This window comes from Ornithinibacillus jepli (assembly GCF_047228935.1).
GTDB lineage: Bacteria > Bacillota > Bacilli > Bacillales > Amphibacillaceae > Ornithinibacillus.
On the sequence record NZ_JBFEGG010000002.1, the window covers coordinates 135,557 to 152,755 of the forward strand.

General features: G+C 36.5%; 14 protein-coding genes. 1 reads left to right on the forward strand and 13 read right to left on the reverse strand.

Annotation, left to right across the window (positions count from 1 at the left end; all coding sequences use genetic code 11):
* Positions 1-3: 3 nt before the first annotated feature.
* The 13 genes from AB1K81_RS08625 to AB1K81_RS08685 form a co-directional block, all read right to left on the reverse strand.
* Positions 4-936, reverse strand: a complete 933-nt coding sequence (locus AB1K81_RS08625) for an ABC transporter ATP-binding protein (RefSeq protein WP_412976254.1) — start codon at positions 934-936, stop codon at positions 4-6.
* Complete coding sequence (locus AB1K81_RS08630) at positions 923-1,939, reverse strand: ABC transporter ATP-binding protein (protein ID WP_412976255.1); 1,017 nt, start codon at positions 1,937-1,939, stop codon at positions 923-925. The genes AB1K81_RS08625 and AB1K81_RS08630 overlap by 14 nt, the downstream gene beginning before the upstream one ends.
* Positions 1,940-2,404: 465 nt before the next feature.
* Positions 2,405-4,231 (reverse strand): oligopeptide ABC transporter substrate-binding protein, encoded by a 1,827-nt coding sequence (gene opp4A, locus AB1K81_RS08635; RefSeq protein WP_412976256.1) that lies wholly within the window; start codon positions 4,229-4,231, stop codon positions 2,405-2,407.
* Positions 4,232-4,314: 83 nt separating this feature from the next.
* Complete coding sequence (locus tag AB1K81_RS08640) at positions 4,315-5,220, reverse strand: ABC transporter permease (RefSeq protein ID WP_412976257.1); 906 nt, start codon at positions 5,218-5,220, stop codon at positions 4,315-4,317.
* A 24-nt stretch (positions 5,221-5,244) separates the two neighbouring features.
* Positions 5,245-6,207, reverse strand: a complete 963-nt coding sequence (gene opp4B, locus AB1K81_RS08645) for an oligopeptide ABC transporter permease (protein WP_412976258.1) — start codon at positions 6,205-6,207, stop codon at positions 5,245-5,247.
* A 4-nt stretch (positions 6,208-6,211) separates the two neighbouring features.
* Complete coding sequence (locus tag AB1K81_RS08650) at positions 6,212-7,144, reverse strand: ABC transporter ATP-binding protein (protein WP_412976259.1); 933 nt, start codon at positions 7,142-7,144, stop codon at positions 6,212-6,214.
* Complete coding sequence (locus AB1K81_RS08655) at positions 7,131-8,144, reverse strand: ABC transporter ATP-binding protein (RefSeq protein ID WP_412976260.1); 1,014 nt, start codon at positions 8,142-8,144, stop codon at positions 7,131-7,133. Before AB1K81_RS08655 ends, AB1K81_RS08650 begins: the two co-directional genes overlap by 14 nt.
* Before the next feature lie 479 nt (positions 8,145-8,623).
* Complete coding sequence (locus tag AB1K81_RS08660; protein ID WP_412976261.1) at positions 8,624-9,604, reverse strand: ABC transporter ATP-binding protein; 981 nt, start codon at positions 9,602-9,604, stop codon at positions 8,624-8,626.
* Complete coding sequence (locus AB1K81_RS08665; protein WP_412976262.1) at positions 9,597-10,625, reverse strand: ABC transporter ATP-binding protein; 1,029 nt, start codon at positions 10,623-10,625, stop codon at positions 9,597-9,599. The genes AB1K81_RS08660 and AB1K81_RS08665 overlap by 8 nt, the downstream gene beginning before the upstream one ends.
* A 15-nt stretch (positions 10,626-10,640) precedes the next feature.
* Positions 10,641-11,564, reverse strand: coding sequence for an ABC transporter permease (locus AB1K81_RS08670; RefSeq protein ID WP_412976263.1), 924 nt, complete (start codon positions 11,562-11,564; stop codon positions 10,641-10,643).
* The gene (locus AB1K81_RS08675) at positions 11,564-12,499 is read right to left on the reverse strand and encodes an ABC transporter permease (RefSeq protein WP_412976264.1); all 936 of its coding nucleotides are present in this window, start codon (positions 12,497-12,499) and stop codon (positions 11,564-11,566) included. The genes AB1K81_RS08670 and AB1K81_RS08675 overlap by 1 nt, the downstream gene beginning before the upstream one ends.
* Before the next feature lie 311 nt (positions 12,500-12,810).
* The gene (locus AB1K81_RS08680; RefSeq protein ID WP_412976265.1) at positions 12,811-14,496 is read right to left on the reverse strand and encodes a peptide ABC transporter substrate-binding protein; all 1,686 of its coding nucleotides are present in this window, start codon (positions 14,494-14,496) and stop codon (positions 12,811-12,813) included.
* 277 nt (positions 14,497-14,773) lie between these two features.
* Positions 14,774-15,682, reverse strand: a complete 909-nt coding sequence (locus tag AB1K81_RS08685; RefSeq protein ID WP_412976266.1) for a DUF1002 domain-containing protein — start codon at positions 15,680-15,682, stop codon at positions 14,774-14,776.
* 228 nt (positions 15,683-15,910) lie between these two features.
* Here AB1K81_RS08685 and AB1K81_RS08690 point away from each other — a divergent pair, with 228 nt between their 5' ends.
* Complete coding sequence (locus AB1K81_RS08690; protein WP_412976267.1) at positions 15,911-17,107, forward strand: MFS transporter; 1,197 nt, start codon at positions 15,911-15,913, stop codon at positions 17,105-17,107.
* Positions 17,108-17,199: the final 92 nt, after the last annotated feature.

A 17,199-nucleotide genomic window follows, 5' to 3' on the forward strand; every position in this document is an offset into this window, starting at 1 on the left:
GTATCAACCTTTCTCTGGTAAAGCCACTAAATGAGAATCACTTATTGGTTTTAACCCATAAGCTAAACCTTCCTCATCAAAATAATCATTATAGGCTTGTTCATATTCTGTATTAACCTCTTCACGGAAACGTTTCATTTCATCTCGTTTTCTCGGGTCAATGTCTGGAATCGCTGCAACAAGTCGTTTGGTATAAATATGTTGAGGATCATTAAAGATCTCATCTGCGGTTCCTTCTTCAACAAAACGTCCTTTATACATAATGCCGATATGGTCACACATATGTTTGATAACGCCAAGGTCATGACTTATGAACATGTAAGTCAAATCTAATTCGTCTTGAATTTCTTTCATAAAGTTTAGGACTTGTGCTTGAACGGATACATCCAGTGCCGATACTGGTTCATCCGCAATGATTAGTTTTGGCTTTAAAGCGACAGCTCTTGCAATTCCGATACGTTGACGCTGTCCCCCAGAGAACTCATGTGGGTATTTCAAGATGCTTTCTGGATTAAGTCCAACAAGCTCTAAAAGTTCTTGTACACGAATTCTTTCTTCTTTTCTGCTTAGCTTTTCAAAGTTCCTTAACGGTTCTGCTACTATATCGATAACTCTTTTTTTAGGATTTAAGGAAGAATAAGGATCCTGGAAAATCATTTGAATATCTTTTCTAATATCTGTCTTAGCTCTTCTTATTCCAGTTATATCTTTATCTTCAAAAAACACTTTTCCACTAGTGATATGATTTAAACCAATGATTGCTCTACCAGTAGTTGACTTTCCAGAACCAGATTCACCAACTAGACCGTATGTTTTCCCTTTTTCCAAGTTGAAGGTAACACCATCTACAGCTTTCACATGTCCAACTGTTCTTCCAAAAATACCGCCCTTTATTGGAAAATGTACTTTTAAATCTTCTACTTTAAGAAACCCCATGGTGTTCTTCCTCCTTACTCTCTTCTGGGAAGCTAAAATGTTTGTAACAAGTACAACGTACGAAATGTCCTGGTTTTACTTCATGTAATGCTGGGTGCTCTTCGTGCGCCTTTTCTCCAACCCAAGGTATTCTTGGCGCAAAGCGACAACCTTCACGGGGTAAATTTTGTAAAGAAGGTACAATCCCTTGAATTACATGTAGCTTTTCTTGTCCCTCCTGCGCATTTGGTACTGAATTAAACAACGATCTTGTATATGGATGTAATGGTTCTTCAAATAGTGTCATGACGTCAGCTATTTCCACGATTTGCCCTGCATACATAACAGCAACTCTATCTGCCATCTCAGCTACTACTCCTAAGTCATGGGTAATAAGTACTATACCTGAATCCATGTCATCCTTTAAATCTTTAATTAAGTCTAAGATTTGTGATTGAATCGTAACATCAAGTGCAGTAGTTGGCTCGTCAGCAATTAATAATTCTGGTTCATTCGCTATTGCTGTTGCAATAACAACCCTTTGCCTCATTCCCCCGGAAAGCTCATGTGGGAATTGCTCATATACATGTTCTGGACGAGGTATACCAACTTTTGTTAGTAACTCTATCACTTTTTCCTTACGTTGATTTTTAGAAAGTTCTTTATTATGGAGAAGTAAAGCTTCCCCTATTTGGTCACCGATTTCCATCAAAGGATTTAATGCAGTTAATGGATCTTGGAAAATCATTCCCATATCTTTACCGCGAAGTTTATTCAATTTTGAAGTAGCCATTCCGACTATGTTTTCACCTTTGAATAATATTTCTCCTTCCATCTTTGCGCGATTATGTAGACCCATTATGGAGAAAGCTAAAGCACTTTTACCACATCCTGATTCCCCTACTATTGCTAACACTTCATTTTTGTTAACATTAAGAGAAACATCATCTACTGCAGCATAATAATCGTCCTTAATACGGAAAGATGTTTTTAAGTTTTTGATTTCCAATAACTTCTCTGCCAAATTAATCCCCCTAACTAAAAATTGCAAAAATTTAATATATAAAACTCTAGTAAATTAATGATTAACATAGTAAAGAGCAGAAATTCGTGGTGTCAATAATCTAGTATGTATCTGCCCCGTCTAATTAAAAAGTATTAATTTTCAAAAAAATTATGATTCAATTTATTATCGAATTTATGCCATATAGCCTATCTTCGTAATGAAATTGTAATATATGATTTATTTTTTTAAAGTATATATTATTTTCAGAGTTTTAACAAGCTTTTTTTAAACTTTTTATTAAAAGTATTTAGATAATTATTTCTATTAAAAATAGCATAAAACACTTTCATGATGAATTTAATAGGGGTTTCAGAACATTATTATGTGAAGTTTATGTAAAGAAATTTACAAGAGTAGATGGAGGAATTATCTATTTTCTACACAAAAAAAGAAGAAGCCGTGAAGGCTTCTTCTTTTACATAATTATTCAGCTACTACAGATTCAGCTTCTGTTACACCAATTTGGTAACGACGAAGATCTGAAGCAGGGTCAAGTGTGTAGTTCGTTACACGGTTGTTTACAGGAACAAGTACAGAACGATATAGAGTTGGGAACATTGGAATGTTATCAACCATTAGTTGTTGCCACTTGTCGTAAACTTCTTTACGATATTCAGTATCCATAGCTTGCATAGAAGCACCTTGAGCTAATAGCTCATCATTTTCTTCATTAGTCCAACGTGGATAGTTTGCAGGTGAATTACCAGCAAAGATACCTGCAGGGTTCACGTCAGTACCAGTACCCCAAGCACCTTGGTAAATATCGATAGCAGGATCGTCATCTTCTACACGATCATAGAATGAGTTGAACTCTAATAGACGACCATCAACTAATTGTACTTTAAGACCTACTTTTTCCCATGATTGGATGTAGTATTGAGCTAAAGGCTCAGCAGTGTCCCCACCAGACATAGATGCGAAGTTTATTACTAACTCCTCACCATCTTTGTTTTCACGGAATCCATCACCATCAACATCTTCATAACCAGCTTCGTCTAGAATACGGTTAGCTTCTTCTGGGTTGTATGTTGGTGTTTCAATATCAGGATTATGATATTCTGGGAAGAATGGAATGATTAATGTTGTAGCGTTCCAACGTAAACCATTGTAGAAGTTGTCACCTACAGCGTTGTTGTCAACCGCATACCACATAGCACGACGTAGGTTTACGTCAGCCATTTTAGCATTTGGATCTACTTCAACTTTACCTTCATCAGCATTCCATTTACCTAGTTTGAAACCAATATACGTGTAAGCAGCGTCTACTTGACCTAGGAATTCAACATTAGACATATCTGCGTTATCAACGAATTGATCTGTTGGGAATGAGTCAACCATGTCAACTCCACCAGTTTCTAATTCTTGTACTACAGTAGAAGGAGAAACTACCTTCACTGTAACTTTTTCTAAAGCAGGTGTACCTCTCCAGTAGTCTTCGTTTCTAGTTAAAACAACAGACTCACCAGGTACGATAGAATCAACTTTGTAAGGACCGAATCCGATTGGGTTTTTACGAACTGCGTCAGATTCAACCATTTCAGCTACTTCCATTTCACCGAAAATATGTTTAGGTAAAGCATATGGCCAGATTCCTCCAGTAATTAGAGAAGGACCGCCTTCTTTGTACGTAATTTGTAATGTTTTTTCATCGATTACTTCGATACCAGAAATTGTATCAGTTTCACCTGCATGGTATTCTTCCATACCTACAATGTTTTCGAAATCAGATCCGTAACGGATACCAACATAGTCTGGATGTCCAATAACATAATGAGCATAAGCCCAATCTTCAGCTGTTACAGGCTCACCATCATGCCAGTTAACGCCATCTTTAATTTGGAAAGTGTAAACTTTACCACTTTCATCAACTTCCCAAGTAGCAGCTCCATCTTGCGTGTAGGCATAGTTAGCATCAGAGTCGAATAAAGGCTCATCGAACCATGCAATTACTTCATAGTCAGGTGCAGCAGAATAGAAGTTGAAGTTAAATGTTCCTTCAAGTACAGTATCAGAAACGACACCGTAAGTAAGTGAACCATCTTCAAGTGCTTCACCATTGTTTGAAGCTGTCATGCTGAAGTCTTCAATATTGAAGATTCCATCTTCATTTGCTTCAGCACCTTTGTTATCTTCTGAAGTGTTTTCCCCTTTGTCATCAGAAGACTCATTATCGCTATCGCCGCCACAAGCAGCAAGTGCAAGCAATAATACTAGCATTAGAGCTAAAAGCCATTTGCTTGTCTTTTTCATCATAGTTGCCTCCCTATTTTTATAGATATGATTTCCTTGGCCTTTCTTTGGCGCGGCCAAGATTTATTTATTATAAAACCCCATTACCCTCTTCTTTGTCTTGCATCTGTTGCACGTTTAAGTGCTTGTCCAACGTTATTGATTGATAACATTAGAAGTAAGATTAATATTGACGCTGGTACCCAAATCCACCATCTACTTTCAAGTGTTTGTGGATTAGTTGCATAGCTCAACAATGTACCTAAACTTGGTGTACTCTCAGGAAAACCAAATCCTAAGAAAGATAGACCAGATTCAAGTCCAATGTTAGCAGCTAAATTAAGTGTCATCGTTACAATAATTAATGAACTACAGTTAGGTAATAACTGCGTAAAAATTATTTTGAAATTAGAACTACCGAGCGTTTTAGATGCTTGAATGTAATCCAGTTCTTTTTCCTGTAAAGCCTTGGATCTTATTAGTCGAGCTATCCCCATCCATAGGAACGCTGTCATAATAAGAGAGAACGTCATAACACTGTACTTCGGAACAATCGCTACGAAAGCAATAACAATCATCGTAAACGGTAAGATTAAGAAGAAATCTAGAATACGCATCATGATGTTATCAATATGGCCACCGAAGTAACCAGAAATTAAACCGTATGATATTCCAATGATTCCTGTCATTACAGTTACCAGTATCGCAATTGATAATGAGTTTTTTGTACCGATGATTAATTGTCCAAAGATATCACGTCCACCGTAATCAGTACCTAAGATGAACTCTTCACCAGGTGGTTCATAGATGGAGAACAAATCTACTGTAACAATTTCATCTTGATCTAAAATTATTGAAATACCGTATACAAATGCCATAATTAATATTAAAAAGATTAACGAGATTAAAGCTAATTTATCTCGAACTAATTCTCGCCAGATTATTCTAAAGCCAGATGGACTTTTTATCGGTTCATTCGATTTTACTTCTTCTGCTTTTTTGTTTCCCATTTATTTTCACCTCACTATTACCTATTATTTAATACGAATTCTTGGATCAACAATACTTAAGATAATATCCGATAGTAATGCACCTAGAATGGAAGCAACACCGAATAATAAAGTTGTTGCAGTTAAAACAGTGTAGTCACGTAGACTAATCGATTCCACTAATAGCTGTCCCATCCCAGGATAACCAAATATGTTTTCAATAAAGATGGAACCACCAATTAATCCCGTAATTTCAAATCCAAAAAATGCTGCGATTGGTAAAAGTGAGTTTCTTAAAATATGGTGATTATATACTCTTCTTTCAGATGCACCTTTTGCTCTTGCTGTTAATATAAAGTCTTTTTGCTTCGTATCAACAATCTCATTACGAAGATATTGAATCGTACTATATGTTGTTATAAGTGCCATAGAAAATGCTGGTAAAATTAAGTGATAAATTTTGCTCACCAGATAGTCGAACGTCCCTGGTTGAAGTCCTGGTGTCACACTACCGCTAGTTGGGAACCACCCAAGGTTAAATCCAAACAACCAAAGCATAACAAGGGCGAATATGAATAATGGTGTTGCAAACCCAACATACGTATATCCTGTAATTAATTGATCACGCCAAGTGTCATTGTAACGTCCACTAACAATTCCAAGTGGAATAGCAATTAAATAAGTAAAGATTAATGTAGCGACAGATAACCAGAACGTATTCATGATACGTTCTCCAATTAATTCTGTTACTGGCATTTTGAATCGGAATGATTGTCCTAAATCACCTTGCAGAACGCCACCCATCCATCTTGCGTATTGTTCATGCCAAGGATCATTCCATCCCATATTTTCACGAATTTCATCTAGTCTTGCCGGATCTACTTCTGGACCAACTTGACCAGATAAAGCATCCCCTGGCATTAATTGACCTAGTACAAAGATTAAGATACTAAGGACAATTAACTGAGGAATCATGATTAACGTTCGTCGTAATGTAAATTTCCACATATTATCAACCTTTCTCAGGTAAAGCCACTAAGTGTGTTTCCGAAACTGGCTGTAGTTTATAGGCTAAACCTTCTTCATCAAAGTAATCATTATAAGACTGTTCATATTCCGTTTTTACCTCTTCACGGAATTGACGCTTTTCTTCACGTTTTTTAGGATCAATATCAGGAATTGCTGCTACTAAACGCTTTGTATAAATGTGCTGCGGGTCATTAAAGATATCATCCGCAGTACCGGCTTCTACATAACGACCTTTGTACATAATACCGATATCGTCACACATATGTTTGATTACTCCTAAATCATGGCTAATAAATAGGTAGGTTAAATCAAGTTCTTTCTGAATTTCTTTCATAAAGTTCAGTACTTGTGCTTGTACTGATACGTCTAATGCTGAAACTGGTTCATCGGCAATGATTAGTTTTGGTTTTAAAGCAATTGCTCTTGCAATACCAATACGTTGACGTTGACCACCTGAGAATTCATGTGGATATTTCAAAATACTTTCAGGACTTAACCCTACTAATTCAAGCAATTCTTGTACCCTCTTACGTTCTTCTTTTCGAGTAAGATTTTCAAAGTTACGTATTGGTTCTGACACAATATCAACCACACGTTTTTTAGGATTTAGTGATGAATAAGGATCTTGGAAAATCATTTGGATGTTTTTACGCGCCTCAGAGCGACCACGTGCAATATCGGTGATATCTTGACCGTCAAACATTACTTTTCCGGATGTAATATTATTCAATCCAATTATTGCTCTTCCAGTCGTTGTTTTACCTGAACCAGATTCTCCTACTAAACCGTAAGTTTTACCTTTTTCTAATGAGAACGATACACCATCAACTGCTTTAACATGGCCTACGGTTCTCCCGAAAACACCACCCTTAATCGGGAAGTGAACTTTTAAATCATTTACCTCAAGATAAGACATGTTGTTCCTCCTTGCTTTCGTCAGGGAAGCTGAAGTGCTTATAGCATGTACAACGTACATGATGCCCTGATGATACTTCTTTCAGTTCCGGATGCGCTTCATGAGCAGATTCGTCAATCCATGGTATTCTAGCGCCAAAACGACACCCTTCTCTCGGTAGATTTTGTAATGAAGGAACAATACCTTGAATAACATGTAGTTCATCCTGTTTCGCATTTGCATTCGGTACAGAATTCAATAATGATCTTGTATATGGATGTAGTGGATTTTCAAATAATGTTTGCACATCTGCAATTTCTACGATCTGTCCAGCATACATAACTGCTACACGGTCAGCCATCTCTGCTACTACTCCTAAGTCATGAGTAATTAAGATAATACCGGAATCCATCTCATCCTTCAGCTTATTAATTAAATCAAGAATTTGAGATTGAATCGTAACATCTAGTGCTGTTGTCGGTTCATCTGCAATTAGTAGCTCAGGCTCATTAGCAATTGCCATTGCGATCATAACACGTTGGCGCATCCCACCTGATAATTCATGTGGAAACTGATTAATTACATGCTCCGCACGAGGAATACCAACTTTATTTAATAAATCTAAAACTTTCTCCTGACGCTCGTTCTTAGACATGTTCTTATTGTGTAAATATAATGTTTCTCCAATTTGCTCCCCAACTTCCATTAATGGATTTAATGAGGTTAACGGATCTTGGAAAATCATTCCTAAATCTTTACCACGAACTTTGTTTAACTCAGAAGGTGACATATTAGCAATGTTCTTTCCTTTATAAAGGATATCGCCTTCAATTTTCGCACGAGTATGAAGACCCATAATAGAGAATGCTAATGCACTTTTACCGCAACCTGATTCCCCAACGATTGCCAGAACTTCATTCTTATTAACAGTTAAAGATAAATTATCAACAGCAGCATGATAATCATCTTTTATACGAAATGATGTTTTTAAATTTTTAATTTCTAACAGCTTTTCCGACATTCTTAATCCCCCTATTTTTTAATTGTAGGCCCAAGACATTATGCCTTTTTAGGGTGTACTTTTTTATAGTATTTATGAGACACGTTAATCTTATCATTGTTTAAATTATTCTGACAATTTAGTGTTATTGGAATTACGTGATGAAAACTATTATACTACCATTTTTTTAAGATTGCACCAATAATTTAAAAAAAGATTTAAAAAACTTTTAAAAGTTTTTCGCATAAAATCCCCAAAACCCTTATAATTCAAGGCTTTTTGGGGTGTTTATTTTTCGACAAAAACCGATTATTTTTTTATGGTAGTTATATTTAACTACTTTTGTTTTGTAATGTTCAAAATTTTTAGTGTCGTTAAATAACTGTTTTTTCTAAATATTATTAACTGGCATCTAAACCTTTCCATCTTTTTTAAATACAAAAAAGCTAGTTCAAAAGCGATAAATTCGCCTTTGAACTAGCTAGCATACAAAGCTATTATTAATTTTTATTTCCATATAAATGGCATGCCACCCAATGATCTGGTTGATGTTCAATAAATTCCGGCTGGGCTTTGGAACATATCTCCATTGCCATTGGACATCTGGTACGGAATGGACAGCCACTTGGAGGATTTATTGGACTTGGTACATCACCTTCTAGAATTACCCTTTCTCTAGACCGTTCATACCCCGGGTCAGCAACAGGGATTGCACTTAAAAGTGCTTGTGTATAAGGATGTAATGGCTCTTGATACAATCCATCACTAGTTGCTATCTCCACCATATTACCTAAATACATGACCCCAACTCGATCACTAATATGTTTGACCATGGATAAATCATGAGCGATGAATAAATACGTTAATCCTCTTTCCTTTTGTAGTCTTTTCATCAAGTTAACTACTTGTGCTTGAATCGATACATCAAGAGCAGATATTGGCTCATCAGCTACAATAAAATCAGGATCTACTGCTAACGCCCTTGCAATCCCAATCCGTTGTCGCTGTCCACCACTAAACTCATGTGGATAGCGGTTTCTATGATCTGCATTTAAACCAACTGTCTCAAGTAGTTCAATGACTCTGTCTTCACGCTCTTTTTTAGTCTTCGCAAGACCATGAATATCGATTCCTTCTGCAATAATATCTTTTACCGTCATCCTAGGGTTCAAGGAAGCATAAGGATCCTGGAAAATCATTTGCATCCGTCGATGTATGTCTCTTTGTTCCTTTTTCGATCTTTTAGCATGGACACTAGCACCTTTAAATACTACTTCACCACCGGACGCTTGATATAATCCCATAATTGTTCTGCCAGCAGTAGATTTACCACAACCCGATTCTCCTACAAGGCCAAAGGTTTCCCCTTTAAAGATATCAAACGTGATACCGTTAACAGCTTTTAATTCATTTTTACGATCTACTTTAAAATGTCTTCTTAAATCTTTTATTTCGAGTAATTTCTCTTTTGTATTAGCCATGGACTTTCGAACCTCCTACATTTACATATTCTGGCGGTTCTACTTTTGGCGCTCGCTCATCTAGTAGCCAACAAGCTGTCTTTTGGGTTGCCGATAGTTCATAGTATTCTGGCATATGTTCATTACAAGCCTTCATTGCATATGGACAACGTGCCGCAAAAGGGCATCCTTTAGGTGGATCTGCTAAATCAGGCGGTGAACCAGGAATTGCTTTTAATTCTTCATCATTGCCGTCTACTTTAGGCATTGATCCTAACAGTCCCCATGTATACGGATGTTTTGGATTATAAAAAATTTCATCTACAGACCCGGTTTCTACTATTTTACCTCCATACATGACTACTACACGATGAGCCGAATTGGCAACTACACCTAAATCATGCGTAATAAGGATAATGGCAGTACCGGTTTCTTTCTGTATCTCTTTCATTAAATCTAGGATCTGCGCTTGAATCGTTACATCTAATGCAGTTGTAGGTTCATCCGCAATTAATATCTTCGGGTTACAAGCTAAAGCGATAGCAATCATAGCTCTTTGTCTCATACCACCTGAAAACTCATGCGGGTATTGTGTTATACGCTTTTCTGGGTTAGGTATACCAACAAGCTTTAGTAATTCCAATCCCCTGTTAAATGCTTCTTGCTTAGACATATTGTGGTGCTTAATTAATCCCTCTGCTATCTGTTTTCCAATCGTCATTGTTGGGTTTAGTGATGTCATCGGGTCCTGGAATATCATCCCAATTTCTTTTCCTCGGATGCTTTCCATTTGTTTTTCGGATTTTTCTATTATATCTTCACCGTTAAATGTAATCGATCCACCTACAAATTTACCAGGAGGCATAGGAATAAGACGCATTACAGATTGTGCGGTAACACTTTTACCTGATCCTGATTCTCCAACGATTGCTAGCGTTTCCTGTTCATGTAAATCAAAAGATATATCCCTTACTGCCTTCACTTCTGCATTGTACGTATTAAACGATACAGACAGATTCTTAACACTAAGTATTTTTTTCATTTCGCATCCTCCTTCCTACTTCCTTTCTTTCGGATCAAGTGCATCTCGCAGCCCATCACCGATAACATTAAACGCTAGCATCGTTAAACAGATGAAAAAGGCTGGAAAGAATAACTGATATGGATAATAGTGGAACGAACTTAGTGCCTCACTAGTCATAACACCCCAACTTGCAAGTGGTGCAGGTACTCCAAGTCCAAGAAAACTCAAGAATGCCTCTGTAAAAATAGCAGACGGAACTGTTAAGGTTAACGTAACAAGAATCGGACCTAATGTATTAGGAATCAAATGTTTAAATAATAATCTGGATTTACTAGCACCTAACGCTCTTGACGCTAATACATATTCCTCTGACCTTAGTTGCATTACCTGTCCTCGTACTATTCTGGCCATATTAATCCAGCCAGTAATAACCATGGCAATAATCATCGTCCATAACCCTTGGGGAAGTACTACCATTAGTAGAATTACAACGAGTAGGTATGGAACACTTGAGAGAATATCTGCAAACCTCATGATATACTCATCTGTTTTTCCACCGACAAAGCCAGCAAAAGCCCCTAATATTACACCAATGATTAAATCTAATGTCGCTGCCATTAGACCAATAAATAAAGAAATCTTCGCACCTTCCCATGTTCTCGTAAATATATCTCGACCTAAACTATCTGTACCAAACCAGTGCTCTGCAGTTGGAGTTTGGTTACTATTAATTAAATCATTAGCTTTATAGTCTTGTCCTGAAATAGTTGATCCCATTAAAGCCATAACTGCTAATAATACAATAACGACAATTCCAGCTATCGCAAGTTTATTTCTACCAAACCTTCGAAAAGCATCTCTCCAAAAGGAGGTACTTTTTCCAACGATACGTTCTGATTCTTCGTGATCAATATGAAGGGGTTCAAAATCTACGTTTGTTAACCGTGGTTGTGCCATTATTTTTCACCCGCCTTTGCAGCTACTTTAATTCTTGGATCTACTAATCCATAAATCAAATCGACAATTAGGATGGAGAATAATAGTAGCACACTATAGAAGACTGTAGTTCCCATAATTACCGTGTAATCACGATTCGTAATACTCGTCACAAACTCTCTACCTAGACCAGGGATACCAAAGATTTGCTCGATAACAAAACTACCTGTCAGAATACCTGCTACTAATGGTCCTACATAAGAAATAACTGGTAGCATCGCATTTCGAAGTCCATGTTTATAGGTCACAATACGTTGGCCCATTCCTTTTGCTTTAGCTGTTTTTATATAATCAGAGTTAAGGACATCCAGCATACTTGATCGCATTAATCTAGCAATAAAGGCTAGAGGTGTCGTTGCTAATGCTAATGCTGGTAGTATAGAGCCCCAGAATGTTTCCATTCTTGCAATCGGGAACCACTCAAGTTGGGTAGCAAAGATGTATTGCAAAATAGTCGCCATGATGAAGCTAGGGACCGAAATACCAAGTACGGCAATTACCATTGCAGAATAATCACCAAATTTATTATGTTTTAATGCAGCAAACACACCTAATACCACACCTATCGCAATTGCAACAAATATTGCCTCTAAACCTAAAACTAACGAGTAAGGAAGGCCACGTAAAATTATATCCATGACTTCTTGTCCTTCATATTTAAAAGATGGTCCGAAGTCAAACGTTATTGCCTTAACTAAGTAATCGGCATATTGAACATAAATCGGGTCATTTAAGCCGTAGGCATCATTCATTTGCTGCTCAATAGCAGGGGGAAGTTTTCGTTCAGAAGCAAATGGTCCACCTGGTGCAGCTTTCATGATGAAAAATGTTACTGTAATAATTAAGAAAAGGGAAAGTAGAATATATGCCAATCTTTTTAACAGATACTTCGCCAACAGGTACACCTCCAATTACTTGAAATAAAAAAAGGGGAGAATTAAGCCCCCCTTTCACTATTCTCTTTCATTTCAAAAAAAGAGAATAAGTTTTAAATATGCAAAGAAATACTATTGTTGCTGTATTTCTCATCGGGAGTCTAATTTTTGCGCTAATTACATATTCAATTGTTATTCTCAAAATATGAGGAAAACTTCGTAATATTATAAAAATTATTCCCATAAAGGAAGCAACCAAGATAGTAGACACATTTATCCATGCGTTTCCTATCTTGGTTATTTGCTTCTTGTTTTTAAATTGTCATTGGGACTTATTTTTCAATATAGCCCCACTTGTATTGAACCCCACCAAGTCCGGATACTTTCACGTTTTTCACATAATCTTGATTAATCCAAACGTTTGTATAGAAATAAACTGGTGCAATCGGCAATGCTTCCATAAAGATTTCTTCTGCTTGACGTAGAATTTCTTTACGAGCAGCAGGATCTGTTTCAGTTCTTGATTGAGCTAATAATTCTTGGTACTCAGCATCTTCCCAGTTCGTGTAGTTATTTCCACCAATAGAGTTGAAGATTTCTAGGAAGTTAATTGCATCGTTAAAGTCTGCAAGCCATCCCATACGTCCAACTTGGAAATTACCTGCTCCCATATTGTCTAGGTATACGTTCCATTCTTCATTGCTTAGTGTTACGTCAACACCTAGGTTAGTACTCCACATGTCTTGCACCGCTTGGGCAATTGTAGCATGTGCTTCACTAGTGTTATAAGAAAGTGTAATCGGAGGAAGTTCATCCAAACCAAGCTCTTCTAGTCCAGTTTGTAAGTACTCTTTTGCTGTTTCTACATCGTTATCAGCAAAATATCCTTCTGTGTTTTCTTCCCAGATTGAAGGAGGTACTAGCGCCATCGCTGGTTGCTGTTCCCCTTTCAAAATGTTTTCAACAATACCTTGACGATTAATTGCTAATGCAAATGCTTTACGAATATTTACATTGTTAAACGGCTCTTCTTCCGTGTTAAATGCATAATAGTACACTCCAGCAAGTGGAGAAATATTTAATGAACCTTCTTCTTTTAACGCCGGAATTGCAGCTAATGGAACTGAGTCAGTTGGTGATCCAACCCAATCTAATTCTCCTGCATTGTACATTTGAAGTGCGGTATTTTCATCATCAACCATAACCATATTAATAGTTTCAAGTTTTACAGTATCTGCATCCCAATAATCTGGGTTTTTCTTAAGTACAACCTTGTCATTGTGCGCCCAAGAGTCAAGTAAGAAAGGACCATTTGTCACATAATCATCACCTGCTTCAAGTGCCCAATCAGGGTTAGCTTCAGCAACACTTTGGTTAACTGGATAATAAGTATAGAAAGCTGTTAAATCTAAGAAATATGGAGTTGGCTGTTCTAGTGTAACTTCTAGCGTTTTTTCATCTAGAGCTTTTACACCTACATCATCTAAAGACGCGCCCTCTTCTTTTGCAGCTTGAGCGCCTTTAATTACATATAATTGATATGCGTAATCCGTATCTGGGTTATCTGGATTTAATACCCATTTCCAAGCAAATTCGAAATCGTTCGCAGTTACAGGGTCACCATTAGACCAAACTGCGTCATCACGGATTGTAAACGTATACGTTAATAGGTCCTCTGATACCTCTGGCTCACTTGCAGCCATTGCAGGTTCCACTTCACCTTCCTGATTAATACGCATTAATCCTTCAAACACTTGGTCTAATACTGCTCCAGATGTTGTATCTGATGCAAGACCTGGATGTAGCGAAGGTGGTTCTTCTCTAATATTTATATTTAGTACTTGTTCAGCTGTGTCGCCTGTTTCTCCTTCAGTATCACCTTCAGTGTCTCCACTAGGTTGTTCTGTTCCTTGATCTTCACTATCACTATCAGCATCTTCACCACCGCTACAAGCAGCTAAAAATAAGCCTATAGCTAGTAAAAGAACTAACAGTAATGACCATTTCTTAAACTTCATGTTAAGACCCTCCTATTTTTAAAAGATTGTTCAAACAATTCAAGATAGTCCAAATCTTGAACTTGTTTTTCCATTATACAACCTATTCAAAAAATTTTCATCATATTTTATTAAAAAATTTTATTTATTATAACTAATCTACCTATTTAATTAATACTAAATACTCATTATTACCCAAATAAATAGTTAATTCATCCTCGGTCAAATGGATTATTTTTAGTAAAAAAAAGACCACTTTCCTTATATAAGCCATAGGAAGTGGTCCTAAATTAATATTTTATTTAAATAAATTGGAAAAGAAGTTTCCAATAGCATCAAAGAGTTGCTTGAAAAAGTTACCAACATTATCCCAAAATCCCTCATCCGCCAAAATATCCTCAAGTTGTCCTTTAACTTTGGAAGCAATATCATTTAACTGGTTCTTCACTTGATTGAAATCAATATTTAAGTTTCGCATTTTCTCAAACAAGTCAATTAGTAACTGTCTATCAGCTTCACTTAATGTAATTTCTAGTTTATCAAGTTGTTCTTGAACAATTCGTTCAATGTCCTCTAATGAAGCTGGCTTTTGTTCTGCAATAGCTTGTTTAATTTGTGTTATTAATTCACTAACTTGTTCTGAAGTTAATCCTGAATCTTTTACTAGATCTGTGGCAACATTAAGCTCCTCATTCGCAAGTTCCATTCTTTCCTTATCAAGCTCTACACCTTCTGCATCATATGCTTTATAAATTCCTGTTAATGCAGAATGTCCTGTAACTTTAACCGGCGATGCAACAATAACAGTAGCATTTTCTACCCCTGCAGTTAATAATGCGTTCATATACATTTCACTTGTAACTTCAGTAATATTTTCTGGAGTGATAATGGAAACATTCAAACCAGTACCATTTTCTTCCATTGTAATTTTTGCAGAAGAAAACATTCGAGATTTAGCGTTCCCACCAATATATTTTGCAAGATCTTCACCAGTAACGGTATAGCTATCCACCATTTCCGGATCACTTATTTCTAATAGTTTTTCTGTTTCTACTTTTTGCTCATCCGTTAAATTCCCACCATATACAACAATTGGCACTCCGAGCTTCTCATTTATCCCTTCATCAGCACTTACAGGTATGACAAAGACTAGCAATAAACTCATTATCAATGTAAACACCATTGTTAGTTTCATCGATCTATTCATTTGATTAGCCCCTTTCCCTCTATCATTTCCACTACTTGTCTATCAAAATATTACTCTTTCACTTTGATTATACCCAATATCACAAAAATAACACCTTTTATCTAGGTAAAGTTTAACACTTTAAATTTATTTCGGTTTTCGGTATATTTAAGTTACGAAATAAATTTAAGAAGGAAGGCTTTTGCAATTAATACTGAAAACACCAATGTTAAACGCAATTTATTTATCATGTGGTTTGCCAATTTCTTTATAGCAGGTAGTACCACGATGGTAATACCGTTTTTATCCTTGTATATTGATTCTTTCGGTTCATTTTCCGATGTATATGTTCAAAACTGGTCCGGATGGGTATTTCTCGTTACATTTATCGCAGCTTTCATCTTTTCTCCTATTTGGGGTAGGGTTGGGGACAAATATGGTAGAAAAAAACTATTAATCTTCTTTGCTAGTGGTATGGGAGTATCCGTATTTTTAATGGGCTTTGCTACCAATGTATGGCAATTATTAATACTTAGATTATTAATGGGGATTTTTACTGGTTTTATCCCGATGTCCCAAGCGTTAATTGCAACAGAAACACCGAAAAATGTTGCTGGTAAAGTTCTAGGAACATTACAAACTGGTAGTATCACAGGTTCTTTAATGGGACCCTTACTGGGAGGAGCTTTAGCTGATGCGTTTGGTTTTTCCACTACCTTTAAATGGGTATCGATCGCTATTATACTTTCTGCACTTATCGTATTATTTGGTATTAAAGAAAACCGTTTGGAATATGCAGCAGATAAAGAACATAAACTTTACTCTCGTAAGGAAGTAATCCTGCATATTATTAAACATCCCGTACTACTTGTTGTCATGTTAATTTCAGCCCTAGTACAGATTGCTCACTTTAGTGTTCAACCTATATTATCTTTATATGTAGAAGAAATCCATGGGGCAGCTAACATTGCTTTTTTCTCAGGGATTGCGTTCTCAGCAGCTGGTGTTGGTAATTTGTTAATGGCTCGTAAATGGGGAAAACTAGGTGATCAATATGGATATATTAAATTCCTTATTGTTCTATTATTTGTAGCAGGGATTGTGTATATTCCAGGAGCATTTGTTTCCTCTATATGGCAATTAGTTATAGTTCGTTTCTTACTAGGTGTATCGATCGGTGGAATTATCCCACTTCGAATCGCTTATATACGGCAAGAAGCACCACTATCTATGCAAGGAGAAGTCCTTGGTTATAATACTAGTCTCCGATTCTTTGGGAATATTATAGGTCCAGCTATCGGAGGTTTTATTGCTGGATTATATGGAATTTCAACCGTATTCTTTTTCACTAGTGCTTTACTTCTATTAAGCGGGGGCTTCTTACTTGTAGCATGGTATAAGCATGAGTACGCTTCTCAGAAGAGCCAAACTATTTCTTCTCACTAAATTAACTACGAAGCTAGTACTAGTTTCGTAGTTTTTGTTTAATTTTTCAGATTCCCTCTTTTTATTTCTATCATCCCGTTGTAAACTATTCG